20 protein-coding genes are annotated in these 26,863 nt (G+C 44.9%); 3 read left to right on the plus strand and 17 right to left on the minus strand.

The window, feature by feature from the left end:
- Positions 1–31 precede the first annotated feature (31 nt).
- The 5 genes from kdpB to QET93_RS01530 form a co-directional block, all read right to left on the minus strand.
- Positions 32–2,140, minus strand: a complete 2,109-nt coding sequence (kdpB, locus tag QET93_RS01510; RefSeq protein ID WP_280133005.1) for a potassium-transporting ATPase subunit KdpB — start codon at positions 2,138–2,140, stop codon at positions 32–34.
- A 27-nt stretch (positions 2,141–2,167) separates the two neighbouring features.
- A complete protein-coding gene (gene kdpA, locus QET93_RS01515; protein ID WP_280133006.1) occupies positions 2,168–3,871 on the minus strand; it encodes a potassium-transporting ATPase subunit KdpA in 1,704 nt (567 codons plus the stop codon).
- Between the two features lie 147 nt (positions 3,872–4,018).
- Positions 4,019–6,004, minus strand: coding sequence for a hypothetical protein (locus QET93_RS01520; protein WP_280133007.1), 1,986 nt, complete (start codon positions 6,002–6,004; stop codon positions 4,019–4,021).
- A 194-nt stretch (positions 6,005–6,198) separates the two neighbouring features.
- Positions 6,199–6,888, minus strand: coding sequence for a response regulator (locus QET93_RS01525; protein ID WP_280133008.1), 690 nt, complete (start codon positions 6,886–6,888; stop codon positions 6,199–6,201).
- Between the two features lie 24 nt (positions 6,889–6,912).
- On the minus strand, positions 6,913–9,591 hold the full coding sequence (locus tag QET93_RS01530; RefSeq protein WP_280133009.1) for a sensor histidine kinase KdpD: 2,679 nt from the start codon (positions 9,589–9,591) through the stop codon (positions 6,913–6,915).
- A 256-nt stretch (positions 9,592–9,847) separates the two neighbouring features.
- On the opposite strand from QET93_RS01530, the gene QET93_RS01535 reads away from it, so the two are divergent.
- Positions 9,848–11,698: a sugar-binding domain-containing protein gene (locus tag QET93_RS01535; RefSeq protein ID WP_345786063.1), complete on the plus strand. Its 1,851-nt coding sequence runs from the start codon at positions 9,848–9,850 to the stop codon at positions 11,696–11,698.
- Here QET93_RS01535 and QET93_RS01540 read toward each other — a convergent pair.
- Positions 11,695–12,477, minus strand: coding sequence for an MBL fold metallo-hydrolase (locus QET93_RS01540; RefSeq protein ID WP_280133011.1), 783 nt, complete (start codon positions 12,475–12,477; stop codon positions 11,695–11,697). The genes QET93_RS01535 and QET93_RS01540 overlap by 4 nt on opposite strands.
- A gap of 54 nt (positions 12,478–12,531) precedes the next feature.
- Here QET93_RS01540 and recN point away from each other — a divergent pair, with 54 nt between their 5' ends.
- Both recN and dnaN read left to right on the plus strand, forming a co-directional pair.
- Positions 12,532–14,184 carry a DNA repair protein RecN gene (recN, locus tag QET93_RS01545; protein ID WP_280133012.1) on the plus strand — a complete coding sequence of 551 codons (1,653 nt, stop codon included), beginning with the start codon at positions 12,532–12,534 and terminating at the stop codon, positions 14,182–14,184.
- A 139-nt stretch (positions 14,185–14,323) separates the two neighbouring features.
- On the plus strand, positions 14,324–15,421 hold the full coding sequence (gene dnaN / locus QET93_RS01550) for a DNA polymerase III subunit beta (protein ID WP_280125882.1): 1,098 nt from the start codon (positions 14,324–14,326) through the stop codon (positions 15,419–15,421).
- Between the two features lie 182 nt (positions 15,422–15,603).
- On the opposite strand, the gene QET93_RS01555 is transcribed toward dnaN, so the two are convergent.
- From QET93_RS01555 to QET93_RS01605, 11 genes are all read right to left on the minus strand, one after another.
- Positions 15,604–16,350: a hypothetical protein gene (locus QET93_RS01555; RefSeq protein WP_280133013.1), complete on the minus strand. Its 747-nt coding sequence runs from the start codon at positions 16,348–16,350 to the stop codon at positions 15,604–15,606.
- Between the two features lie 915 nt (positions 16,351–17,265).
- Positions 17,266–17,835: a hypothetical protein gene (locus tag QET93_RS01560; RefSeq protein ID WP_280133015.1), complete on the minus strand. Its 570-nt coding sequence runs from the start codon at positions 17,833–17,835 to the stop codon at positions 17,266–17,268.
- 330 nt (positions 17,836–18,165) lie between these two features.
- Positions 18,166–18,291, minus strand: coding sequence for an RHS repeat-associated core domain-containing protein (locus QET93_RS01565; RefSeq protein WP_280133016.1), 126 nt, complete (start codon positions 18,289–18,291; stop codon positions 18,166–18,168).
- Between the two features lie 38 nt (positions 18,292–18,329).
- Entirely contained in the window at positions 18,330–18,545 is a 216-nt protein-coding gene (locus tag QET93_RS01570) for a hypothetical protein (protein ID WP_280133017.1), read from the minus strand.
- Positions 18,546–18,719: 174 nt separating this feature from the next.
- Positions 18,720–19,631, minus strand: a complete 912-nt coding sequence (locus QET93_RS01575; RefSeq protein WP_280133018.1) for a hypothetical protein — start codon at positions 19,629–19,631, stop codon at positions 18,720–18,722.
- A gap of 506 nt (positions 19,632–20,137) precedes the next feature.
- A complete protein-coding gene (locus QET93_RS01580; protein WP_322190060.1) occupies positions 20,138–20,791 on the minus strand; it encodes a hypothetical protein in 654 nt (217 codons plus the stop codon).
- A 148-nt stretch (positions 20,792–20,939) separates the two neighbouring features.
- On the minus strand, positions 20,940–21,785 hold the full coding sequence (locus tag QET93_RS01585; RefSeq protein WP_280133020.1) for an RHS repeat-associated core domain-containing protein: 846 nt from the start codon (positions 21,783–21,785) through the stop codon (positions 20,940–20,942).
- A gap of 334 nt (positions 21,786–22,119) precedes the next feature.
- Positions 22,120–22,881, minus strand: coding sequence for an ankyrin repeat domain-containing protein (locus QET93_RS01590; protein WP_280133021.1), 762 nt, complete (start codon positions 22,879–22,881; stop codon positions 22,120–22,122).
- A 314-nt stretch (positions 22,882–23,195) separates the two neighbouring features.
- Positions 23,196–23,834 carry a hypothetical protein gene (locus QET93_RS01595; RefSeq protein ID WP_322190061.1) on the minus strand — a complete coding sequence of 213 codons (639 nt, stop codon included), beginning with the start codon at positions 23,832–23,834 and terminating at the stop codon, positions 23,196–23,198.
- Positions 23,835–24,552: 718 nt separating this feature from the next.
- Positions 24,553–25,287, minus strand: a complete 735-nt coding sequence (locus QET93_RS01600) for a hypothetical protein (protein ID WP_280133023.1) — start codon at positions 25,285–25,287, stop codon at positions 24,553–24,555.
- A 927-nt stretch (positions 25,288–26,214) separates the two neighbouring features.
- Complete coding sequence (locus QET93_RS01605) at positions 26,215–26,850, minus strand: hypothetical protein (RefSeq protein WP_280133024.1); 636 nt, start codon at positions 26,848–26,850, stop codon at positions 26,215–26,217.
- Positions 26,851–26,863: the final 13 nt, after the last annotated feature.

The raw sequence follows: 26,863 nt of genomic DNA on the forward strand, positions 1-26,863 counted from the left end.
TTCAAATAGTTCGAGTTTTTCAGGGAAAAGATCAGACCAAGTGGATGGCGTTGATCAGGACATCTATCGCTTTAATGCCGATGAATGGAACGATCAGTCCGCCTACACCGTATACCAGAATATTACGACGAAGCAGGGAGTCCGCCGTTGCCGGTTTGTAACCAACGCCACGTAACGCTAGGGGAATCAGAGCCACAATAATCAAAGCATTAAAAATTACCGCGCTCAGGATGGCGCTTTCCGGAGAGGCAAGCCCCATCAAATTCAGCCCGGCAAGAGGCCCTTCCTTCCCCCCTACCGTGATGTAAAGACCAGCAAAAATAGCGGGAATAATCGCAAAATATTTGGCCACGTCATTGGCAAATGAAAACGTCGTCAAAGCTCCGCGTGTAATCAGCATCTGTTTGCCTATTTCCACAATTTCAATAAGTTTTGTCGGATTGCTATCCAAATCCACCATATTGCCGGCTTCCCGGGCGGCTTGTGTACCGGTGTTCATGGCGACCCCGACATCAGCCTGGGCCAGAGCGGGAGCATCGTTGGTACCATCTCCCGTCATGGCAACAAGATGTCCGGCTGCCTGTTCGTCACGAATGCGCTGGAGTTTCATTTCCGGCGTAGCTTCAGCCATAAAATCGTCAACACCAGCTTCGGCAGCGATCGATGCAGCCGTCAGGGGATTATCGCCTGTCACCATGACCGTACGAATACCCATTTCGCGGAGGTGGGCGAAACGTTCCTTGATTCCGCCCTTGACCACATCTTTCAGATAAACAACTCCAAGCACATCTGCATTCTCGGCAACTACGAGCGGAGTGCCTCCAAGACCAGCTATTTGTTCCACATGGAACCTGACTGCTTCCGGGAAATGCCCGCCTTGTTCCCGTACCCAGGTATCAATACTGTCCGCCGCTCCCTTTCGGATAGCAATTGTTGGTTGCCCTTCTCCGGCAGCAACATTGACTCCGCTCATGCGGGTCAAAGCTGTGAATGGAACGAATTCCGTCTGACGGGAAGCAACTTCACGTCCCCGAATACCGAATTTCTTTTTGGCAAGAACAACGATGCTGCGGCCTTCAGGCGTTTCATCCGCCAGAGAAGCCAATTGAGCAGCCCGGGCCAAATGATCGGGTTCAATCCCGGGAGCGGGGATAAAATCCTCCGCCATGCGATTACCCAGCGTAATAGTGCCCGTTTTGTCCAGCAACAAGACATCAATGTCCCCGGCTGCCTCTACGGCACGACCCGATGTTGCCAGTACGTTCCGGCGGACAAGACGGTCAATACCACTAATTCCGATGGCACTCAACAACCCGCCTATCGTCGTCGGAATCAGGCAAATCAACAGGGAAACGAGTACGGGAATACTCAAATTGCCGGATGCTCCGAATCCGGCAGCTTTCGCTTCATTTTCGATTAATCCGGCCATAGCCGGCAAGGTACAAATAACCACAATAAAAACGCAGCTCAAAGCGACAAGCAAAATGCCCAAGGCAATTTCATTCGGCGTTTTCTGACGATTGGCTCCTTCGACCATGGAGATCATGCGATCAAGAAAGGAATGACCAGGCTCCGCCGTTACCCGGATGATAATGGAGTCACTGATGACTTTAGTACCTCCCGTGACGGCACTACGATCACCTCCGCTTTCACGGATGACCGGAGCAGATTCTCCCGTAATGGCAGATTCGTCCACACTGGCAATCCCCTCAATCACTTCACCGTCCGCCGGAATGGTATCTCCGGCTTCACAAATGACCCGCTGATCTTTTTTCAATGTATCGGCTGGAACAATCTCCTCCGTTACACCGTTGAGCAGCCTTGCATTAACGTGCGTTCGCATCTTTTTCAGTGCATCGGCCTGGGCTCGTCCGCGCCCCTCTGCCAGAGCTTCGGCAAAGTTGGCAAATAGGACGGTAAACCACAACCACAACGTAATTTGCAATGTGAATCCGAAGGATTCTCCGGAAACCGCCTCGCGAATCAGAACTACCGTCGTTGCCAGTGCACCAAGAGCCGTTATAAAAATGACAGGGTTCCTGATCAAAATACCTGGGTTGAATTTACACAGGGCATCAAACAAAGCGCGACGCATCATGGTCCCACTCATCCAAGAACTGTTTTTTGGTTTGTCAGACATATAAATAAAATTTTGATAGATAGATTATTATAAAGATATTCCGCTTGAGAGAAGCAAGTGTTCCAGAATCGGTCCCAACGCCAGCGCCGGAAAGAATGTCAGAGCCCCAACAATAAACACCACGGCAATCAACAGGACGAGAAACAGGCCGTTGTCGGTTCGCATCGTCCCCATAGCTTGGGGAACAACTTTCTTGGCAGCCATGCTTCCTGCAACAATCAACACAGGGATGATCGCTCCGAAGCGCCCCAAGAACATGGCCAGTCCGCCTAACAGACTATAAAACGGAGTACTCCCCACTCCGAGGCCGGCAAAGGCGCTGCCGTTGTTATTGGCCTGGGAACCGAAGCAATAGAGGATTTCGCTCAAGCCGTGAGGACCATGGTTCAGGATCCCGGCCCGGCCGACATCCGCGCCGGCGGCAATCCCGGACATCAGCAAAACGGTCACGCCCGTCACCAAAATCCCCACCATCGCCCAGCGGACTTCGCGAGCTTCAATCTTTTTGCCAAGGAACTCAGGCGTTCTTCCTACCATTAACCCGCAGAGGAATACGGTAATAATGGCAAAAAGAAGCATGCCGTATAAACCACACCCAACACCGCCGAAGATAATCTCGCCCAGTAACATATTGAACAAAGCCACACCTCCTGCAATCGGGGACATGCTGTCGTGCATGCAGTTGACGGCACCTGTGGAAGTTACCGTTGTTGCTACGGAAAAAAGCGAACTATTGGTAATACCGAATCGAACCTCTTTGCCTTCCATCATGGAAACTCCCTGTCCATAAATGGGATTGACAGAATGTTCCGCCCACAACGATAACGCAGACATGCCGATAAACATCACCATCATGGCAGCAAAAATGATCCATCCCTGTTTTTTATTGCCGATCATAACGCCAAACGCATAGGGACATGCACAGGAAATGAGAAGGAGACCGGCTACTTCAAGTAAATTGGACAGAGGAGTCGGGTTTTCAAAAGGATGACAGCTGTTATTACCGAAAAAACCGCCTCCGTTCGTCCCGAGATGCTTGATGGCAATCTGCGAGGCAGCGGGACCATGAGGAATACTTTGTTCAATACCGTTCAATCCTACAACCTGAGTCGGACCATCCAGGCACTGGGGAACACCTTGAGAGATCAGGGCAAGAGCCAATACCAGCGCTAACGGTAACAGGATATAAAGAGTCGTACGGGTTACATCCGACCAGAAATTACCGATAGAAGAGCTTTCCCTGCTCTTCAATCCGCGGATCATTGCCGCCATGACGGCAATACCGGTTGCCGCGCTCAAGAAATTCTGGACACACATCCCCGTCATCTGCGACAGGTAGCTGACTCCCTCTGGGCCTTCTCCGGAATAAAACTGCCAGTTTGTATTCGTCATGAAGCTGACGGCCGTATTCACGGCAATATCCCAGCGCATGTTGGCAGCCCCCCCCGGATTCAAGGGAAGCCATCCCTGCACGAGCAGCGTGGCGAGTAACACGCCGAAACCCGCCATATTGAACAAGAACACGGACCAGGCATATTCCTTCCAGCCCATCCGTTGTCCGGGATCAACACCCGCCACTTTATAAATGCCGTGTTCCAACGGACCTAACAAACGGGAAAGTATCGTTTGTTCCCCTGTCAGAACCTTCGCTATCCAGCTCCCCAGAACGGGGGCGGCAGCGACCAGTATCCCGAAAAACAGGATGATAATAAACAAGTCATGTGAAGACATGCCTTCACCATACCCATAAAAAATATTTCAGGTAGTTAACTGCTTCCTTCTTACCATTAAGAAAAAATTAATTTCCTTGCAGAATCGCCGTAACTCGCCCGAGGGAAGGTCAGGTTCCCCTGTTTGGCATAACTCTCGCCGGAATGGTTATAACTGCGGCTGTGACAGGATATTTTGTGTCTCCTTTGTCGTGCCGGAGATGATCCAAATGGGATCGGCCTTTCTGAAACCGTGATAGGCAGACTCAAGAATGTCTTCCGACGCCACCTTGTCGCCGCTTGCGCGTTCGAGAACATTGAGGAAAATTCTCCCTCCCTCTTCCGAGATGCTCATCAAGGCACTAGTGTCTCCATGTTTCTTCTGGTAGTCGTGGAAAGCTCGAATCGTTTTCCAGAATGTATCCCCGCCGACATTGCAAACCGCCAGCGTGCGGGATGGTACTTCGGAAAAATCAAAGGCTTGTTCCAGCATGGTATTCCACAAGGAAGTATTACCGCCACGCTTGCCGGGCAGAGCAAGCATCATCACGGATGACTTCGTATCCGCCCGTCCGTCAACACAGACAAAATACCCATGCCCCAAATCGAGCCAATCGGCTCCAGCGGGAGATTTGAGCACCCACAGTTTCTCCCCGGCCTGATTGGAAAAAGCCATTTCCTTGATTCCCTCACTTGTGGTACCCGTCCAGGTGGCTGTGATCGGGGCTTCATCCGCCGTGGTGATGCTCATAGAGCCCGTACCACGATCCGGGATTTTCAGGAACTTGATGGTAGAGGCACCTTCCTGAAGTGCTTTTTCGTAATTTCCTTGGGTTGCAGCATTGGGGTTGCCGATGTTCACCAAAGCACTTGTCCACAAGCCATTCCCTGGGGCACCCTTTTTAATGACCGGAGCCACAGTTACACTCAACTCCAAATCTCCGCCCGGTGGAAAAATACGAACATCGCTGAGTCCATAAATCGATGATGCCTCCAGACTTTCCCCGGATTTCAGTACACGTGCGCCATCTACTCCTTGAATTCCACAGCCCAATTCCATCAGTTGTTCCGTCTTTTCATTGCTGTCTGCCTCTTTCCAGACATACCGGAATACCGCATTTTCCCCCCATGTTGCAGGCAAGGCAATATCGTAACCGCTCTTATTAGTCAAAGTCACTCGTAACCCGAAGGAATATCCGAATGGATCTCCGCTGTCATACGGTTCCAGTGAAACTTCCAAAGCGGCGTTGGGATCTTCCTGCGGCGCCGGATAAACCTTGCTGCACGCACCGTCTCGCCCAAGCATCCAGATTTCATCTCCGACAATGAGTTTATCTCCCCGTGTTCCATTCAACCCCAGCTTGGTCTCATATTCCGTTTTGCCCGTTCTGAGATTCAAAATGGAAAGTCGACTGCTCCACCGCGACCAGGCGATATTGACAAGTCTGTCGTTATCCATCCATTCCGCTCCCGACAAATCATCCGATGAAATCTTCCATTCCGACAAATCCAGTTGTTTGCATTCTCCCGTCGCCGGGCGAATCATCCATGCTCCGGCCTCGTAGCCGTCATCCTTCGTTTTGTTGGGAATGCCGCCCAAAGCCACAATCCATCCCTCTGGGTTTTCCGTAGCAGTTACCATGCTAAAAACCACATTTTCAGATCCTTTCCACGGGACAGGCTGTCTATCTTCCTTGCGATCCAGGAAAAAATAAGGACGCCCAAACCGGCTGGCCATTGCCATATTCATCGCGATATGGAAGCATACACTGTCGGAATCCATGACAACATAACGGCCTGTTTTCGACTGCGGCTCCTTGTCCTGGTTGGGGAAGGTTTTCATTTCCTCAATCAGGCGGGATGGCGATTGCAACCTCTTGCGTATAAATGGGCGGACGGGATTATCAGTCCATTGGAATCCATCAAATCCATGGGCAAACTCCTTTTTGTTCTGCTCACCGTCATAACCCGATTCCGGATAGACGGAATACCCGATGTAGTCAGGCGACTCAGGAGTCAGGCAACGGACAGAAAACAGTTGCCCATCCTTGGCTGTGTACGCTTTTTTTTCAACCCATGGGACAGACTCTACCGCATGGGAGGACACACCGATGCAAATGCTCAGACATAGAATCAATAACACGACGGATTTCATGGGATAAAATAGATGTTGGATTTCTCGTTAACAACTTTCGTGTAATGAAATAGAATAACTCCACAAGAGGGAGCAACACCTACTCTTTCACATGCTGCTGGAACAATCCATGATCTAGGATTTCCAGCACGGGAATTCAACTCAAATCGAGAAAACGTACGTTTTTCCCCTGCCCTATTCCCACAGGAATAACATCACTCCGCAGCAATTCTGTATCCTAATCCGGATTCTGCCCGAATGATGCGGCGGGCAGGATCGGTATCTCCGATTTTCTGACGAAGATGAGCTAAATGGACCCGCAGGTAGTGCGTGTCTTCCTCATGGTTGGGACCCCAGATTTCACGAAGAATCTGCCTATGAGTCAATACTTTGCCACGGTGAACGAGAAGAAGTCGCAAAATGTCGTATTCCTTCTGGGTCAAGTGGACTTCTTCTCCATTCATCGTCACACGGTGTGCGGCAAGATCAACGACGACAGAACCTAATTTGAATGCCGTCGGTTCCGGGCCATGTGATACGCGGCGAAGCATTACCCGCAACCGTGCCAACAGTTCACCGCTCCCAAAGGGTTTAGTCAAGTAATCATCCGCACCGGCATCCAGGGCCTTGATTTTGTCTTCTTCCTGATCCCAGGCCGTCAAAACCAGAATTGGTACTTGAGTCCATTCCCTGAGACGGTCAAGGACTTCCAGCCCGGATATATCGGGCAATCCCAGATCAAGAATGACAGCGTCGGGACGCTTTAGAGCGATTTCATTCAGTCCGAGAGTACCATTCTCGCATTCACGGACTCGGTACCCGGCTCCGGTCAGCGTAAGGAAGAGTAGCCGGCGGATCTGGCGTTCATCATCAATAACAAGTATTTCAGGCTGGTAATCGCTCATGGCAAAGAAATGCGGGAAAGGAGTCTATTTAGGTTCAGAAGGGAATTCCTCCCAGGGAAGAGATAGACGGAAACACGCACCTCCCTCACGGGGACTATGGAGGGAAACCATACCTTTTTGCACTTCCATGAAACCCTTGACGATAGAAAGACCCAGTCCGAGACCGCCGGGACGTCCACTCCGAAACCGATCAAAAATGTGTTCAGCCATCCGTGAGTCTATACCCGGGCCTGCGTCACAGACCTCCAGTACGAACTCCCTGCGCGATCTGTCGATCCCGGCGGAAACGTCGATTGGCGTTCCGGGCGGGGTATGGATGCAAGCATTGATCAGGAGATTGACCAAAGCCTGTTCCATCAAAGAAAAGTCGGCTCGGACCAGTGGTAATTCGTCTGAGGCCAGAATACGGGTCGGATGACCGCGACGCACCTCTTCCGTTGCTTCCATGGCACATTCGAGGATGTCTCCCACATCACACCAATCCATTTTCGGCAGGAGGGCTCCCGATTCTATACGTGTAACATCCAAAAGGTTTCTAACCAAGTGCCGGAGGCGACGGGCGGCAATTCCCGCTTCGGAACAAAGCTGGATGGCCTCATCCGAAACTTCGGAGGAGTGGGAAGAAAGGCTCTCCTGCAATTTTTCACTCACTCCCTCTATGACGGCCAATGGAGTTTTGAATTCATGAGAAACGCTGTCCAACAAGGCACGGTGCAACTTGTCCGATTCCTCCATCAGACGGGCACGTGCCTGTATAGCCTGCAATTGTTCCCGTTCAATCGCCATTGCCAGTTGAGAGGCCATGTTTTCGATCAAATCCCGCTGAGCGACACTGAGGTGTTCGTCCACGTCAGCCAAGATACCAAGAACTCCCATGCAGACCTCCCCGCTGAGCATTGGAATATAGAATCCGCGGGAGCTGGGCAGGGTTTCCGTAAAACGCCCCGCGCTTCTGCGGTTTTTGTAGCACCAATCCGCTACGCTGAATTCCTTGCCGTCCACCTTGTAGGTGTCCGCACCGGACTTCAAAGCGAGTCTTCCCTCGGAACCAATAGTAAAAATAGCCATCTTGGCACCGAAGATCTGGTGGATCTGTATGATAGCGCTTTGGACGATGTCATCCATGCTACGGGCGGTTGAAACAGCACGGGAGAAAAGAAACAAGGCATTCGTCCGCGTTTCGCGTTCGCTCTCCATGCGTTCCTTGGAACGAAGACGCGAAGTCAACCTGCCTGTCGTTGCCGCGACGATGAAGAACAGAATGAACATCATCACGTCCTCCACCCGGTCGATCCGGAAAGTCATGTGGGGAGGGATAAACAATAAGTCCCAGAGCACCGCACTTAACGCCGCCGCCAGGAAAATAGGCATCGGACCAATAAAAAATCCCAGTACGACAACCATGCACAAATACAAAAAAGCCGGAGCAAAATATCCGAGGTGTATGGCTGCCAGCCAACCGATCAGTGTCATCAACAGCACAGCGGCCAACGCCATACCGCTCTCTTTGACGTCGGACGGTTCCGGACGATACCAGCTGCGCCAGCGCATCCTGCGCGTCCTGGGCTCCGCCGGGACGACATAAATGTCAATCAAACCGCTTCCTCGAACAAGTTTATCTACCAATGTGGGGCGATGCCAAAAACCGAACAAGGGATCCTGCCGCGGTTTACCGACGACAATTTGGCTGACATTACGCAAATGAGCCATCCTCAACAGGGTCTCCGGAATATCCTTGCCCGGCATGACGACGACTTCGGCTCCCAGTCCACGAGCCAATTCCAGGTTGGAGTCGAGTCTCCCTTGGTTTTCCTGTGAGAGTTCCTCCCCGGTATCGACATAGATTGCTATCCACGGAGCATCCAGAGCATATGCCATCCGCCGCGTCCAACGCACCAGCCGGGTAGAAAAAGGACTGGGTCCCACAGCAACCATCAAGCGCTCACCGCTACGCCAGACCATTGACCGCTGCATCCCCGTGCGCACGGATTTCAACTCATGATCCACTCGCTCGGCGGTCATGCGCAGAGCGAGTTCCCGCAAAGCCGTCAAGTTGCTTTCACGAAAGAAATTCTGCATGGCGGCCGTGGCGCGATCGGGAACATACACCTTGCCCTCCTCCAGGCGGGTCAGAAGCTGGGAAGGGGTGATGTCCACGAGCTGGATGCAATCCGCTCCGGTCAGGACGGAATCCGGGACGGTTTCATGGACAGTCACTCCTGTAATGTCACGGACGGTATCGGCCCTGCTTTCCAAATGCTGGACATTCAGCGTCGTATACACGTCAATACCGTGCCCGAGCAATTCCTCAACATCCTGAAAGCGCTTGACATGGCGGCAACCGGGAGCATTGGTATGAGCCAGCTCGTCGATCAGGATCAATGAGGGGTTACGAAGCAAGGCAGCTTCCAAATCAAATTCCTCCAGTTCCGTTCCGCGATACTCGATACGACGACGCGGAATGACAGGCAGATCGCCAAGTAGATTCTGGGTTTCTTTCCTGCCATGCGTTTCCACGATTCCGATGACCACATCAACGCCACGTGCCCTTTCAGCAGAGGCGGCTTCCAGCATGGCATAAGTCTTACCGACACCCGGAGCCATCCCGAAAAACACTTTTAACTTGCCGCGCCTGTCCCGAGCCTCGGCTTCCTGAATGGAAGCAAGCAATTCGTCCGGGGTACTTTTGTAATCGTCTTTCATAATGTCCGGGCAGCCCTATTGAGGTATGGAAACGCCGGGAGAAGTCCCCCCCGTCGCCGGGCTTGCGCCCATTCCGGCACAAACGATGCCATACCATAAACTACTCCGCTTTTTCGATAACACATGCAAGAGAGTCATACCAGTCAAGGAAAAGCCGGAATCCGCTAAGATTTCATTAAATTCCCCTGGTAAATGCCGGAAAACAGAACGTTTTTGTGAAAGGCTCCAGCAAACAACCGCGTACAACTCGCATATGATGAAAACTCTTTCCCTTTGCTTCCTGTCCCTGTGCTGCACGGCGGCAACTGCTTTAGCCGTGCCACGGGCCGAGTATCCAAGGCCGCAGTTCGAACGCAATACATGGAACAATCTCAATGGCGAGTGGACGTTTACGTTTGATTTCAGCGGATCCGGCCTGGAACGGGAATTCTTCAAAACCAAAGGATTCGACCAGAAAATAACTGTTCCCTTCTGCCCGGAAAGCAAGTTGTCGGGAGTGGAGTTCAAGGACTTCATCAACAATATGTGGTATCATAGACACGTCTCTATCCCGAAGGACTGGGACGGGAAAAAAATCCTGTTGAATTTCGGCGCCGTCTACTACAAGGCGGAGGTCTTCATCGATGGAACATTCGCCGGACGCCACATCGGAGGTTCATCCTCATTCTCCGTGGACATTACCCCCTTTGTCAAACCGGGCGCTTCCCACGACCTCGTCGTCTATGCGACCAGCGACTTGCGCAGCGCCAAACAGGGCGCCGGCAAGCAAGCCCTCCAGTATTCTTCCTACGGGTGCAATTACACGCGCACAACGGGAATCTGGCAGACGGTGTGGATGGAACCCGTAGCGCCGGAAGGGTTGCAATCCGTCCAGATCATCCCGGATATCGACCAGAAACAACTTATCGTCCGTCCCAGCTTTTATAAGACATGCGGCGGTTCTTTCCGGGCCATACTCAAGGAAGGAGACCGTGTCGTCGCAGAACAAACCGTCACCGCAAACCCGTTCTCCACAGTTGTACTGCCCGTCCCGGACATGAAGACATGGAGTCCCGAATCCCCGTTCCTGTACGACACCGTATACCAGGTCCTCGACAAAACGGGCAAGATCGTTGACGAAGTGAAAGGCTACGCCGGCATGCGCAAAATACATGTCGAGGGCAACAAGATCTATTTGAACAATAAACCCTATTACCAGCGCCTCGTGCTTGACCAGGGATTCTATCCGGACGGAATCTGGACAGCCCCTTCCGACGAAGCCCTCAAAAAGGATATCGAACTCTCCAAATCCGCCGGATTCAATGGCGCGCGCCTCCATCAAAAAGTCTTCGAAGAACGTTTCCACTACTGGGCCGACAAGCTCGGTTACCTCACTTGGGGAGAATCCCCCAGTTGGGGCATGGATGCCAATGATATCGAAACCGCCCGCAATTTCATCCCGGAATGGACGGAAGTAGTCGAACGCGACCGTAATCATCCTTCCATCGTCGTCTGGACCGCACTGAATGAGGAATTCTGGCCGGATCGCATCCAATATCCTCGCTTTGTAGAAGATCTGTACAAATTCACCAAACTTGCTGACCCGACGCGCCCATTTCATGACGCCAGCGGAGGTTCGCATATCAAGACGGATATCTGGACCGTCCATCACTATGAACAGGATCCCGCCAAACTTGCCAAAGCCCTCTTTGACGGAAATAAATTTTTCTCTCCCGCAAGGCATGAAATCCACCTCCCCTCGATGAATATCGGCTTCAACGGCCTGAAGTTCGCTGACCAATATACTTTCCCGGACTATGACGGCAGCATGCCTTACCTTGTCGACGAATTCGGTGGCATCAAGTGGAGCGATGCCCCCCAGGACCAGAAGAAATCCTGGGGATATGGCCAAGCCCCCAAGGATCTGAATGATTTTTATTCCCGTCTGGAAGGCCAGGTAAACGGCATTCTGGGATTGTCCGACCATGTCTGGGGTTATTGCTACACCCAGTTGACGGACGTCGAACAAGAACAAAACGGCATCTACAAGTATGACCGGACACCCAAGTTCGATATGGGAAAAATCAAAGCTATCTTCGGCAAAAATCCGCCGGAAAAACAGCCCTAAATTTTGACGGACAACCCGTCGTAGGCAGGAGCGACAAAATCGGGCAATCGGGCCGCCAGCTCGCTGTAGTCGAAGTCATGGGACATGTGCGTCAGATACCCCTGCCCGGGGCGTACGCGTTCCATGACGGAGAGAGTCTCTTCCAGCGACATGTGGGTAGGGTGTTCTTTGCGGCGGAGGCAGTCGAGTACCAGGATATCAAGTCCCTCAAGAAGTCTCAAAGACTCTTCCGGGATGGACTTGACATCGCATGCGTAACCGATCCGCTTCCCTCCGCACTGAAACACGTAACCGTTCGTCTGGACGCTGGCATGGCAGACAGGAAACGGAGTAACGCCAATAGTTCCGACTCGGAAAGGCCCGTCAATTACCCGTCCGTCGGGACGAACATAGCCCTGGTATGTATTGTCCGGCGAAAATGCCCACGGAAACATCATCCGGAGCACCTGCATCGTCTCCTTCGAGGCATAGAGAGGCAGCGGCGTTTCATGGTGCCAGCAGAAGGCTCGCAAATCGTCAAAACCGGCCACATGATCCAAATGGCAGTGCGTGTAAACAATGGCGTCGATACCAGCAATGTTCTCGCGCAAAGCCTGCTGGCGCAGATCGGGAGTAGAATCCACCAAGAGCCTCGTCCCGTCATAATCCAGCAGAATGGAAGAACGCAGGTGCTTGTTGCGCGGATCGGACGACTTGCAAACCCGGCACTCGCACCCGATCAGAGGCACGCCCGTCGATGTTCCCGTACCGAGAAATAGAAGTTGAAGTCCTGATGTCATGGATTGCGTTTCGCGTAGAACATGCCATAATACCACTTGGATCAAAAGCCCGTAATGCTCACCTTCCTCAAAATCCAGAATTTGGCCCTCGTCGACCAGCTCCTTTGGGAGCCTGGTGAAGGATTCTCGTGCATCACCGGGGAAACCGGCGCCGGCAAATCCGTCCTCATCGGAGCCATCCGCCTCGTCCTGGGTGAACGCGCCGATAAATCGATGATCCGCACCGGAGAACAGTCCTGCACGGTAGAGGCCCTCTTCAATCTCCAGGCGGATTCCCCCGTTCATGCCATGCTGGAGCAATGCGGCCTGCCCGCCTGCGAGGACGGCGTACTCACGGTCCGGCGCATACTTTCCCCCTCGGCCACACGCCAGTTCATCAACGACAGCCCCAGCACGACAGCTTTCCTGAAGGAAGTCGGCGAACAGCTCGTCGACATGCACGGTCCCAACGACAACCGTTCCCTCATCTCACGGGAAAGGCAGCTCTCCCTCCTTGACGCCTATGGAGAACACACGGACTCCCTCGCCGCTTACGAACACGTATGGCAGGAATGGCAGAAAGCCATCCGCGACTACCAGGAACTTTCCCGCGCCGAGGAAGCCACCGAACTCGAAATCGAACTCCTCCGCCACCAGATTCAGGAAATCGAAGATGCCGCGTTCACTGCCGAAGAAGTGGAAACCCTCGAAGAACGCTGGCAGCGTGCACGCAACGCCTCCAAACTCCGCGATGCCTCGGCTCGCATGGTCCTCCTCCTCGGTGGAAACGAATCCTCGCTTCTCACACAGTTCCATGAACTCGTCAAAGCCGGGCACGATCTGGAACGACTCGACCCCTCAACGGAATCCTGGCTCGCCTCCCTCAACCTCATCGATGTCGAAATCCGGGAACTGGAAGCCAACCTCGACAACTACGCAGGCAATCTTTCCTGCGATCCCGCCGAAATGATTGCTTTGGAAGAACGCATCGGGCTTCTGGAAAACCTGAAACGCAAGTACGGCAACTCCTTCGACGGCATCACCGCCCACCTCGAACAGTCCCTGGCCCGCCTCGACCGCATCGAACACCGCTCCGAACGCCTCGAAATCCTTCGGGAAACCGTAAACGAACTCAAAAAACAAGTTGACCGGGCCGCCGTCAAACTTCGCCTCGACCGCAAAAAGGCAGCCCCCAGGCTCGCCGCCGACATCGCGCGCAACCTCCGCGAGCTCGGCTTCCGGCAGGCCGTCGTCCAAATCGAACTCCCCGAACGCCAGGAACCGGGCCCGCATGGCACGGAAGACGCGGAATTCCTCTTCGGCCCCAACCCCGGAGAGCCGGCCAAACCGCTGCGCGTCATTGCCTCCAGCGGAGAACTCGCACGCATCATGCTCGCCATTAAAAGCGCTCTGGCGGACCGCGACTCCACCCCATTGCTCGTATTCGATGAAATCGACTCCAATGTCGGCGGAGAAATCGCCCGTGCCGTCGGACTCAAAATGCGCGATCTCGGGAAAAAACACCAAGTCATTTCCATCACCCACTTCCCTCAAGTGGCCGGCCTCGCCGCCAGCCATTTCCTCGTCGAAAAAGCCGTCGTCAAAAACAGGTCGATCTCCCGTCTCAGGGAAGTCGCCGGCGACGAACGCGTCTCCGAGCTCGTCCGGATGCTCGGCGGAGGCGGAAACGTTGCCAGAGCCCACGCGAAAACACTCCTCAAAATATAGAAAGAAAAACCCTTGAATACAATATATTGTATGGTTTTTTAAAAATCGTGCAAAATGTTCGATTCCAAGGAGTTTTTTCCTTGATGAAGCGAGTGGGCCATGGCAAAATCCGGATTCGAAAGAAAGAAAGACTCGCCCCATGAAATTCAGCATAGCCAAAGACGTCTTCCTTGACGGACTCAACCAAGTCGTAAGCGTGGTTTCCTCCAGGACCACTCTTCCCATCCTGTCCAACGTCCTGATGCAAACGGAAAACGGCCAGGTGCGCTTTACCGCCACCGACCTGGACGTCTGCATCACGGGTGTCGTTCCAGCCAATATCCTGCGCGAAGGCGCCGTCACCCTGCCGGCCAAAAAGCTCCTGAGCATTATCCGCGAACTTCCCGCCGCGGAAGTCCAGGTAGATGTCAACACGAAGAACCAGGCCTCCGTGGAATGCAGCCGCTCCCAATTCAAACTCAACGGCCTTCCCGCCGACGAGTTCCCAAACCTCCCCTCCTTTGAAGACGCGGTGGAATTCACCGTGGAACAAAACATCCTGCGCGAAGGTATCCGCCGCACGGAATACGCCATCTCCACCGACACCACACGTTATGTACTCAACGGCATCTCCATGTCCTTCAAGGACGGTAAGATGACTCTTGTCGCCACGGATGGCCGCCGCCTCGCCATGGTGGAAAATGAACTGGACTTCCCGGAATCCCAGCAGACGGAATCCATCCTGCCCACCAAGGCCGTCGGCGAACTCCGCCGCCTGCTCAACGATGTCGGCGAAGTCAAAATCCGTTTCACGCATAACCAGGCAGCCTTCGAGATTAATGACACTCTGTTGATCAGCAAACTCATCGACGGCAACTATCCGAACTTCCGCCAGGTCATTCCTTCCGACTACAAGGAACGCATCGAACTGCCCTGTTCCGAACTCCTGGAAACCGTCCGCCGTGTCTCCCTGCTCTCTGCAGACAAGAGCAACAACGTCAAACTCACCTTCTCGACGGACGAATTGGAAGTTACCTCGCTGGCCGAAGGTATCGGGGAAGCCCATGAATGCCTCACAATCGATTACAAGGGTCGCCAAATGTCCATCTCCTTCAATCCGGACTTCCTGATGGCCCCTCTCAAAACGATGTCGGAAGACACCATCAGTCTTTACCTCATCGACGAAATGAGTCCTGGAGTCCTCCGTTCCGGCGGGGAATTCCTCTACGTTCTCATGCCCATGCGCTCCCCGAACTAAAACGCGGGAAGGCCAAGGAAAAATACACCCTTTATCCCTCCAATCCCCCGGATGCCAGCCAATGGTTCCGGGGGATTTTTATCCGTATGTGTCACATAAAAGAACGGCACATCACTATCTGTATCGGAACGGACACACGATATCGGGGGAAAGACACCCGTGCATAACCCTTTTCCGAGGCATCATTTAAAGTTATTTTCTAGAATTTGTTTTGTTTTTAAATCAAATTCTTTTATAAACGATTCTTTCCCTTTTTCGTTTCTATACTCTTCGCAGTTTAAAAATAAATAAACGTCTTCGAAAAAAGTATTGATGGATAATGCAATTGAATTTTCTTCTAGAATAGATTTACTAAATGTAAATCCAAATACTGTGTTATCCATTCCGAAATATATAAATGGACCAAGAGAATGATCCCCAATAACATCATACAGTAAATCGCGCCTGCTCTGTCCCATGGGATCTTGACCTGATTCCATCTTTTTGTATTTCTCCATGATTTCGAGGAAGCGATTTGATAAATACTCAGGAATTTCGATTCTGTATTTTTCAATTTTATATATTTCCGATATATCATATTCTCTGAATGGATCACAATTTTCATCTTCAACATTCTTTCTGGAAAAATGCGTCAAACATATACTGGATTTATTCGTTGTTACTATGTTGCATTCACCAAATTCTTCATAAACGTTCAGATATAATGTTTCATATTTCGGGATTTCTTTTAACATGTCATATAACATGTAAGCATCGGTATCCATCTTATAGGGAATATATGTTGTCTGTCCATTTATCATACGCTCCATATCGACAGTAAGTTCGTTATAGCGAGACCAGGCACATTCCCGTGTTAATTTCCCAAGTGAATCTTCCGCATTAATTGAAGAAAAAATCAAAGGAATAAACAATAATTTAATTATTTTCATATTTTATTAAAAAATGTGTATCACCGGTTTTAGGATCATATAATCTCATTGAGACGTCACCACTTTGTCTCTTATAGCACATGCTGCAATCATCTTAGGTGGTACTATTTTATTCTGAAGTATAAAACATATATCCTTTCTTAGCTATCATTCTATCAGCATCACTAAAGGATGAATCTTTATCAGGATGACTATGAATTAAACCCTTAACTTCTTCCCTTTCTGACTACTCGAGTCGATATATTTAAATTCTCATGCATTGTTATTGGAGTTGTCACATAATATTTACAATCATATTTGCAAGCGCAAGAAATAAATTCACACTTTCTTGCTTGTTTATTACAATCATGTCCTTGTTGGTAATTCAATTCCATTGCTTCTACAACCATTTAGATCCTTCTAAAAATACATCTTTCAGTGTATTATAATATTCATATTTTCCTAATAAATCTATAATAGAAACAGGCATATTCTCGACAAACACGTACAAATAACGTCCACCATTTTCTCCGATCGTGTCGCGGGTGAGTCAGCGGCCGTCAGTGGGGTTGTGTCTCGGTAATTGTAGTACATGGTGCCTGTTTCACGGTCGGTTATTTCGCTGGAAAAACCTAGCGGATTGCGTGGGCACAAGAACCGCTTTCGATGACCATGCGACCATAGGGATCATACTCGTAGCTTGCCACGAGTCTTTCCGTTTCGTCGAGCATTTCCAACAGTATATAAAATCTACGCATTATTTCATAATGATAATCCATAATGCGTAGATTGTTGACACATATTCTCCTTTGATCAAGCCAATTATTGCCTGCAAAAGAGTTCTTTCTGAAAATCATTTATCCGATTTTCTCTCGGAGATATAAAACATTTCTCAAGAAATAACGAAATTTAGTTTATCCTGTTATTACATATTATTTATTTTATGTAAAAACTAACATCTTTCATTATAAATTCTGATTTTACATCGTATGTTTTCGGGATAATATTGTCCATATATGTTAAAAAACTTATTGTTTTTTTATCTGCATCAATGAGAAAAGATGGATGTAAATGCACTCTGTTGAAAATAGGACTAAAACATAGTAGTCTTGCATAATTTCCATAATCATGACTTTCCCATTTTTCTAAGTTCCATATATTAGACTCATCATCTGACGTACTTATTACTTGATTATTTAGTTTTTCAGAATCGAGAATAAATTTTGGATCAAAATAATATAATTTTTTATTCTTACAATCTAACATGTAAATTGCAGGATCAGAATAAAAATTCGATAAAAAGAATAAAAAATTATTTCTTAGATAAAAAATATCACAATCGTGAGAAATTTCAAAACTAAACTTATTGATTTTGCCATCACTATGATATAGTGATATACTATATTCAACTAAGCTCTCAATTTTTCTTTTTGTCAGTGTGCATGGATTTATCGGATTTGATATACTTAATGTTATTTTAGAATAGCAAATTTCTGTTAATAACATTATTGTAATAAAAATGCATAAGTATATTTTCATTAGTATTCTTTTGAATCATATTTACTATCTAGATCATCAATCAATCTTTTTGCTTCCATTAATCTATCTTCTACATATTTTCTCCAATATTCACAATCTTTTTTAGATTTATATTGTTTTTCGTATTTATAAAGTCAACAATGGAATTCCATACATCGATTGCATTATTTACGTGTACCATTTCATATTCATATGGTGTTTTTTTAAATTATATCTTGGATCAACGAGCCTACCGTATCCATAAAGACGTAAATATACTGTTTTTCATTTATTTTATTTATTTCAATATAGCATTTATTACATGATGTAATTCCGTATATTCCTGACAAACCCGTACAAATTATGTCCACCCTGCTCCCCGATGGGGTCGCGGGTGAGCCAGCGGCCATCAGTGGGGTTGTAGTCTCGGTAATTATAGTACATGATGCCTGTTTCACGGTCGGTTATTTCGCTGGAAAAACCTAGCGGATTTGCGAGGGCAAAGAACCGCTTTCGATGATCGTGCGACCATAGGGGTTATACTCGTAGCTTGCCACGAATCTTCCCGTTTCGTCGAGCATTTCCGTCACGTTTTTCGTGAAATCGTGACCATAGCTGTAGTGTGCTCCATCGGAGGTCGTCAGACCCAGCGGGCGCGTGGCCTCCGGTTCCGACGGATCCCAGAGAATCGCATGCACCAGAGCATCTCCATTCGGCAATGCGCAGATAGCCCCGGTACAGGTAGTGTTCGTCCCGCGTCAGTGTTCCGTCGGTACGTACTTGGCAGAGACGACGATATTTATCCAATGATGCGCCTTAAAATATACTTGCATAATACTACAGCAGCAGGGTCTCTTAAGAAAGCATCCCTGCTATTTTAGCAATTTAGTATATTTCCTAATATAAAATTCTGCCTGCTCTAGTTGCATAACATCTGTTTTAAAATCACCAAAAATTATTTGAATTCCTTTTGATTGAGTCGAAATATCATCCTTATTTATTTTAAAAATCAAAATATATTTTTCACCTGGATAAACAACTGAATTATCTTTCTCAATACTATAAAATTTATCAATATCGTCAATCGTTTTTTTAATATTTAAATATTGAATTTTACTTAAGTATCTACTATGTATTATTTCTTTGGTTCCGTTGCTGATTTCAATTATTACAATAAATTTTTCATTTAAATAAAAATAATCTTTTACTTTAATCTCTATTTCATTCGAATTATTTTTTTCCAAATACTGATTAAGTTCAGAAAATATGAATGGTTTTGAGTAAGAACCACAGTAACCTAATCGATATAAAAAATTCTTTTTAATTTTTTTAGGATCATATATAAATTTTATATATCGTTTCTCGCCAGGAAATAAAGGATATAGAGAAATTAAACTACAGGAATTATATACAGGAGAATCATCAATCCATTGTCCATTTTCAAAATATAACAATGAATAACAATTCTCTTGAATTATTCTATTTTTAGGTAAAAAATAGAATAATTCGTTAATACATTCATTATTAACAAAATATGATACAATATATTTTTGATCTCCATTTTCCTTAGAAATACTATTAATTATCAATTCAGGTCTCTCTTCTGAGAGCCTACCACGTATAATATCATTCGATTCAAGAAACCAGTTTCTATATGAAAATGAATTCGCATATAAATAATTGACCATGTAGAAAAATACAATTAGAGTATATATTGTTGTTTTCTTCATAAATATTTTTATTCCCGGCAGCCTTGTTAGATTACCGGAATCCCAGTTTATCATTATTGTCCGTAAAAATTTCGGCAGTTGATTTTTTTCTCATTTTGCATTACCAATAATATCGACTATTAACTGGTTGATCTCTACAAATCTGTATAGATTACACCCATCCAGCCCTCCGATGGGGTCGCGGGTGAGCCAGCGGTCGTCGGTGAGGTTGTAGTCTCGGTAATTGTAGTACATGGTGCCTGTTTCACGGTCGGTTATTTCGCTGGAAAAACCTAGCGGATTGCGTGGGCACAAGAACCGCTTTCGATGACCATGCGACCATAGGGGTCATACTCGTAGCTTGCCATCAGATTCCCTTTTTCGTCAAGAATTTCTGTCACATTTGCTGTAAAATCGTTGCGTAGCTGCAATGCTTGTTATCGGGGGCTGCCGGCCGAGCGAACGCATGAGAGATCAAGCCAGACATGCAATAGTTCACTGCGATTGTTGTTTTTGATGCTGTGCGCGTTTAAGAAGACCTCCATCACGCTTACGCGTTGCCCTATGAAATTTCAGAGTTCCTATTGAGGCTTTTTCTTGGCAGTTTGGTGTTGCACTTGCTCCATGAATTTGGGTTTAAGACGTCCATTTTTGACATCAATATAATAGTATATCCACGTATCTCTATCATATTTATCTGGATATACTCTAACTGTCAAAAATAAATCATCTGGTACTTCTCCTAAGGTATATTTATGTTTTCTATCGTAATCTGACATAATATATGGAATAAACATATCAACTCGTATTTGATCTGAATTCCTTAGAGGACTCGACATTCCGCGTAAGAAAAATGAGTCATTTTCCGTATCATTGAAATAATAGACATAAGGTCTACGTCCTCTGTAAGCAGACTTAGAAGTAAGCCCAGGAAGACAACGCCCTACAAAAACAGGTTTTAGAATTGATCGTACCTTCTCTTCAGGCATCCCCTTTTCGAGTTTTCGTGCTCGCTCAATAATTCCTTGAACACTATCAGAACCGCCCTCTCGTCCATGACTATATAGTATTTCAGTCATGTTATATTCTTCTATATCAAATTTCTCTTGAATACTGCCATCTTTGAACCATAGACCAAGAATATCATCCTCTGAAATTTCAACAGTTGACGAACAGGAAAAATTATTAATAATTATTAATAATAATATTCCATATTTGGATGATTTTTTTATCATAGATTCATTTTGTGTTTTGTTTATTCTGATTATTTCCACAAGCATAAAATAAACCATTATGCTTGTGGAAACATGTTAAAATACAGAATTTTGAAAATTTATAACATCTTGTTTTGGCTTAAATTTTCTGTGTGTGCCGCATGAAAATTCATTCTTTTTTTAGTTTTGTTTTCGAATCACGGCAGCAACAATCCCATGTAACAGTCAATGTTCTTTCAATAATATTTGATTGAACAGTTGGAGAATTTGACAAATAAACGGGGTCTAAACCTTGTAAATCATGTTGATTATCGGCTTTGCAAATACCATTTTTACAGAGCGGTTCAATTTTTATTCCATAAAAATAATAATTCGGAGTATAAGAAGGACTTGGTTTAGTTGATGTATAATATGCTTTTGCCATAAATACAGCAGTTCCTTTTGTTTTAGTCTCAACTCTTTCATTGATATTAACCAAAGACCAAGTATCTCTCATTGATCCTTTCATATTCCAACTTTCTTGATGGCGGCCATTCTCGCCTCTTTTTTCTCCCGATTCACACACAATCAATCTTGTAATCATTACAACATCTTGATAAACAACACCACTTTCTTCTCCATTGGAAACTTCCCATTGAATATCCCAACGAAAATGTCCACATTTATCAGCTTTATAAAAAATATCTTTATACGATAACACACTTTGACCTGGAGGAGGAGATTGTTGGCCCCACCATACAAGCCCGAGACAATCTGTGTACATCACTGAATTTCCACGTGAAAACCCGTACAAATTACGTCCTCCCTGTTCCCCGATAGGGTCGCGGGTGAGCCAGCGACCGTCAGTGGGGTTGTAGTCTCGGTAATTATAGTACATGGTGCCTGTTTCACGGTCGGTTATTTCGCTGGAAAAACCTAGCGGATTTGCGTGGCCACAAGAACCGCTTTCGATGATCGTGCGACCATAGGGGTCATACTCGTAGCTTGCCACGAGTCTTCCCGTTTCGTCGAGCATTTCCGTCACGTTTTTCGTGAAATCGTGACCATAGCTGTAATGTCTTCCATCGGACGTCGTCAGACCCAGCGGACGCGTGGCCTCCGGTTCCGACGGATTCACAGAATCACATGCACCAGGGCATCTCCATTCAATGCGTCGAGCGTTGCGATGCGTAGGTAGCCCCGGTACAGGTAGTGTTCGTCCCGCGTCAGTATTCCGTTGGTAGGCACCTGGCAGAGACAACTATATTTATACAATGATGCACCCTGAAATATACTTGCATAATACTACACTACAATAGCAGGGATGTCTTAAGAAAGCATCCCTGCTATTTTATAATTTAGTATATTCCCTAATTTATTGCTGAGGGTCTATAGCCAAATCGATCTATATCATCTTTGCGGGCTCCATATTTAATCAATAAATTACGTATTTTATCATAATTCCTTTCCGGACCCAGCAAAGTTATTGCTGTTCTTCCTTCCCTATCTTTTGCATTTACGTCAGCACCATGTTCCAGTAATGCTTTTACTATTGGATATCCCCAATCTATTAATTCATCATTAACCGGCCCAACTCCTCTAGATTCCCCGCACACAGCATGCAAGAGCGTATCACCATCACGATAGCGAACATTGGGATTTGCTCCATGGGTTAAAAGCCATTTTATAATTTCAATGTTTCTATTCATCAATGGGTATTCTCCATGCGAATTCGGTTCATTGATTTTAAGACCATGGTTCACCATGAATTCTATTTCTTCCCTGCTTTCTATTTCTGAATACCGCATTGTATTTGGGTCGGCTCCCGCTTCAATTAGTATTCTTCTTGCAGATTCATCTTTCACAAGATTCAATGGATAGTATTTTTTCACACCCGATATTGATGAATCCTCGCATTCGAGAAGGGCATTAGGATTATTTCCATTTTCCAGAACTTCCTTTAAATCTCTTATTGTATTGATTTTCAACCATGGCGCGTTTTTATCATTACTTTTGATACCATCATACCATCTTACCTGTTCATCCAAATCTATATTTCGATTATATGCAGATCTCTCTGAACACGAGCATAGTGTAATCAAGGATAATATGAGGATGTTATTTATTCTCATCTTTTGAATAATTATTATTAAATAATGTATTAAATCTGTTTTCCCCAAATTTATTTGGATCGTATTTTTTCAACCGTATAGGGAGAATTTCAATCTAAAATTATTGCTTATTCGTTTGACGGATTTCTTCTAGGCAATGGCTTACCTAGAGATACTATTTTTATAACAGAATATATGGTCTTTTGACATATCATTAACAACACTTCCAAACTCATCATTAGATATTTATTAATTTTCTTCGGAAGACTCGCCGATATTGATTGAAAATAAGAAGAGAAACTTCTGAAAAAATGAATGAAAAACAAACAATATATTTATATTAAAGTTAATTTTTCATAAAATCCAGATATCATATCATAAATACTCTCACAAAAATCTGAGAAAATATCATAATTTTTTTCAAATATATTTTCCTCTACTTTAATATTAAAGTCTATATCTCCATTACCAATAATTGTCTTTCTAAGCCATATTGTGAATTTATTATATGATTCCAAATCTTTTATTACAAGCGGATTAATAGAAAAATGAAAGGTCATAAAATCCTTGTTGTCGGAGAATGAATTTCTCAAGCAAAATGGATCATTTAAATCCTTATCTGTTATAATCTTATCTTTATACAATCTTTTTATATAAAATATTTCCGCCCCTATGCCTGTATCATAAATCTCAGAATAGTCATAGCTCATTCCTACAAATATAAGAAATGCATACGATTTTGCAATTTCTTCATATTTGTTTTTATCATATTGTGGGATTTTTGAATATTCATGCAATGTACACTTATTTAGATTCCTATGTTTAGATAGCAATGAGTAAAATACGAATTCCCTATTTTTAAGATTTTCTTCCATCTCGAAATTCTTACCAAATAAATTCGCAATAATAATAAATTGAATTATAATTATTCCGTACAATACTATCTTTTGTGCTGTTAATTTTATTTTTTTCATTTCAAATATTCTCACATCAAGTTTGCATTTGCAACATATTTGCTTCTCGGTGAATTAAATCCGTTTCTTCTATCATTACTTTCTACGCCAAGATTTTTAGATCCAAAAAACATTCTATAACCGCCTTCGATAACCGTGCGGTTATAGGGGGCGTAATCGTAGCTTGCCATCAAATTCCGTTTTCTCCAAGAATTTCTGCTGCATTTTAAATCGTGTGGACTTAGTTGTAATGATTGTTGTCGGAGGTTGTCAGGCCGAGCGGCCGCATGGCTGTTGGCTCAGACGGATCCCACAGAATCGCATGCACCAGGGCATCTCCATTCAATGCGTCTGCGCAGGTAGCCCCCCCTGTACAGGTAGTGTTCGTCTCGCGTCAGTGTTCCGTTGGTATGCACCTGGCAGAAACAACTATATTTATCCAATGATGCGCCCTGAAATATACTTGCATAGTACTACACTACAATAGCAGGGATGTCTTAAGAAAGCATCCCTGCTATTTTATAATTTAGTATATTTTCGGATAATCGTACATTATATTGTTTATTTATACTTTTATGACACTCATCCTATTTGTCGTCTCAAAGGAGTGCGAATTATCCAATTTTCTCCATCATTTTAGCTGTAATACTTACTTAAAATGAGATATGCCATAATTATATATTTCTTATTTTCTCAGACATCAAAGAAAATCTATAAATAATCACACAATATCTATTTATTATTTGAGATTATTACTAATTTCTTCTATAAATTTATTTTTATTATTTAAATTTACTGATGTCATGAATTTGTATATCGAATCGTATAACAATATTATTTGATGTACAGGCGTATTTTTTATTATTAAAATATCATTGAATGAAAATCCAAATATATTTGAATCAAGCCCATAGAAAAAATTTTCATCTATCGCGTAACTCATCATTTCATATATGTGTTTAATTCTTAATTCATTAATATATTCTCCTGATATTTTATTGTTTTTGAATAATAACATCTTTTTTTTGATTTCATTTGTCAAATATTCCGGAACTTTTATTTTATATTCATCTATTTTATATAAATCTCTTATAGGATAATCATTGAATGGATCTTTATGGAAATCATCTAACTCATATTCTTTTTTCCGATTCATAATTATCAACCGGATATATTCTTTGTTTGTTGTGAGGAATTCATAATGAAATTCCCCTGGGTTAGCCCTTAAAAACAAAGTTTCATATTCCGGTATCAATTCATATAAATCTTTTATTACGTATGCCGAATCATCAGGAGAATTTTTATATGGTATATATGCCCTAAATCCATCATCAATTCTATCCATGTCATAGACTATATTTCTAGTATTTATTTTAGCTACATTTATAATATCATTCCTAAGTGAATCATCTGCACTAGCAATATGAATTATAGTGAATAATAGAACTATCGATTTATATATTTTTGTAGTCATGCTCTGAATTATCCCTCGGATTGTAAATTCTCAAAGAAATACTACCCTTTGATGTTCTTACTGCACAATCGACTAATAACCGTACGACCATAGTAGCTTGCCACGAGTATGCTCGTTTCGTCGAGCATTTCCGTCATGTTTTTTCATAAAATCGTAACGGACGTACAGGATCACATGCAGCAGGGCGGCGATGCATAGGTAGCGTTCGTCCCGCGTTAGTGTTCCGTTGGGGCGCACTTGGTCACGTCATTATGATACTGGTAGGTTTGCCAGCTCCAAAGTCATAGACGTTTCTCAGTGGAATTACCACTCTTGCTCTTCACTTCGGTGTTGCACGTACTTAATGAATCCGGGATGTACTATGAGGAGAACGGTGATACTTAAAAAATTGCATCCTAATTTTCTTTATTAGCATCTTATCAACATATCTATATATTTCTCATCAATTATAAATAGTGCAAATGAAACTTTATAGGCAGGATGAATTCTGAAATTACTTGGAGGACATACTTCATAGTATTTGTATTCATGATCTGATAATTCATGTTCTTTTATTTTATCTCCGATACCAATAAAATTCATACAATACTATATAACTGGAGCAGCATATTTTTTGATTCTATATCAACGTGATCCACATAGGCCATCCATGAATTTATTTAATTGTCTTTTTATATTTTTGCCATCATCGCAATATTCATTTAATTTTTCCTCTTTATGCAAGAATCGCGATATTTTTGATCATATTTATTATAGATGCCCAAAATTTATCACGGCTCTATTTTATATTATATTTTTTACTTAAGCATATGAAAACCAATGAACTAATTTTATACACTTCTTTCATATTTTATATATTTATCCAATGGGGTTTTACTTATAAATTCCGGGAAAGGAATAAAATATAAAACGAACCATCTTGGAAATTCATATATCCAAGCATAGTATAGGAAAATATAAAATCAATATATCATATGTAAAATTAGTTTCTTTTTGTGTATGGAAAGGACAGAATATAGGGATGGTAAAAGATTCACCATGTAAAGCATTTTTAGTCTCATAGACCGGAAACGAGTTATACCCATACACCACAGGCAATCTATGTCCTACCACTCTTTCTACTTCAGAAATCGCGTATTTTTCTGCCGGCGATCCCATAGATTTGCGAATCAAAATCGAATCTATGGGATATTGCTTTAGCGTATCAATTGATACAATAAAAGTGCCTTTATAGTAACAATTGTATCTATATTCCCCCTCTTTTCCCCAAGCTTCAAGTTGTAAATCCGATTCCGGGATATAAAACCCTTCAGGAGTTAATTCTATCTTTCTATAATAGCCAATCCAGCGAATCATATCTCCAAGAAATATTTTAGCTTTGTTTAAATCCCATTCATTACGATCATTTGAGGAATCAATTTCCCGAACTATAGAAGAATATTGATGGCATAATTCATTTTGAGCTTCTATGCCGGATTCATTCTTTTCCTGTATTTTACAGCCATCCATATCATCATTTATGTATAATAAGCTTAACAGAGATAAGCATAATATAATTTTCATATATTTATCATAA

Source organism: Akkermansia sp. N21116 (assembly GCF_029854705.2).
Taxonomy (GTDB): Bacteria; Verrucomicrobiota; Verrucomicrobiia; order Verrucomicrobiales; family Akkermansiaceae; genus Akkermansia.

Excerpts from the sequence above, each read along its gene's own strand:
- kdpB (WP_280133005.1), bottom strand. The coding sequence starts at position 2,140 with ATGTCTGACAAACCAAAAAACAGTTCTTGGATGAGTGGGACCATGATG.
- kdpA (WP_280133006.1), bottom strand. The coding sequence starts at position 3,871 with ATGTCTTCACATGACTTGTTTATTATCATCCTGTTTTTCGGGATACTG.
- QET93_RS01520 (WP_280133007.1), bottom strand. The coding sequence starts at position 6,004 with ATGAAATCCGTCGTGTTATTGATTCTATGTCTGAGCATTTGCATCGGT.
- QET93_RS01525 (WP_280133008.1), bottom strand. The coding sequence starts at position 6,888 with ATGAGCGATTACCAGCCTGAAATACTTGTTATTGATGATGAACGCCAG.
- QET93_RS01530 (WP_280133009.1), bottom strand. The coding sequence starts at position 9,591 with ATGAAAGACGATTACAAAAGTACCCCGGACGAATTGCTTGCTTCCATT.
- QET93_RS01535 (WP_345786063.1), top strand. The coding sequence starts at position 9,848 with ATGAAAACTCTTTCCCTTTGCTTCCTGTCCCTGTGCTGCACGGCGGCA.
- QET93_RS01540 (WP_280133011.1), bottom strand. The coding sequence starts at position 12,477 with ATGACATCAGGACTTCAACTTCTATTTCTCGGTACGGGAACATCGACG.
- recN (WP_280133012.1), top strand. The coding sequence starts at position 12,532 with ATGCTCACCTTCCTCAAAATCCAGAATTTGGCCCTCGTCGACCAGCTC.
- dnaN (WP_280125882.1), top strand. The coding sequence starts at position 14,324 with ATGAAATTCAGCATAGCCAAAGACGTCTTCCTTGACGGACTCAACCAA.
- QET93_RS01555 (WP_280133013.1), bottom strand. The coding sequence starts at position 16,350 with ATGAAAATAATTAAATTATTGTTTATTCCTTTGATTTTTTCTTCAATT.
- QET93_RS01560 (WP_280133015.1), bottom strand. The coding sequence starts at position 17,835 with ATGTTATTAACAGAAATTTGCTATTCTAAAATAACATTAAGTATATCA.
- QET93_RS01565 (WP_280133016.1), bottom strand. The coding sequence starts at position 18,291 with ATGTACTATAATTACCGAGACTACAACCCCACTGATGGCCGCTGGCTC.
- QET93_RS01575 (WP_280133018.1), bottom strand. The coding sequence starts at position 19,631 with ATGATAAACTGGGATTCCGGTAATCTAACAAGGCTGCCGGGAATAAAA.
- QET93_RS01580 (WP_322190060.1), bottom strand. The coding sequence starts at position 20,791 with ATGATAAAAAAATCATCCAAATATGGAATATTATTATTAATAATTATT.
- QET93_RS01585 (WP_280133020.1), bottom strand. The coding sequence starts at position 21,785 with ATGCTCGACGAAACGGGAAGACTCGTGGCAAGCTACGAGTATGACCCC.
- QET93_RS01590 (WP_280133021.1), bottom strand. The coding sequence starts at position 22,881 with ATGAGAATAAATAACATCCTCATATTATCCTTGATTACACTATGCTCG.
- QET93_RS01595 (WP_322190061.1), bottom strand. The coding sequence starts at position 23,834 with ATGAAAAAAATAAAATTAACAGCACAAAAGATAGTATTGTACGGAATA.
- QET93_RS01600 (WP_280133023.1), bottom strand. The coding sequence starts at position 25,287 with ATGACTACAAAAATATATAAATCGATAGTTCTATTATTCACTATAATT.
- QET93_RS01605 (WP_280133024.1), bottom strand. The coding sequence starts at position 26,850 with ATGAAAATTATATTATGCTTATCTCTGTTAAGCTTATTATACATAAAT.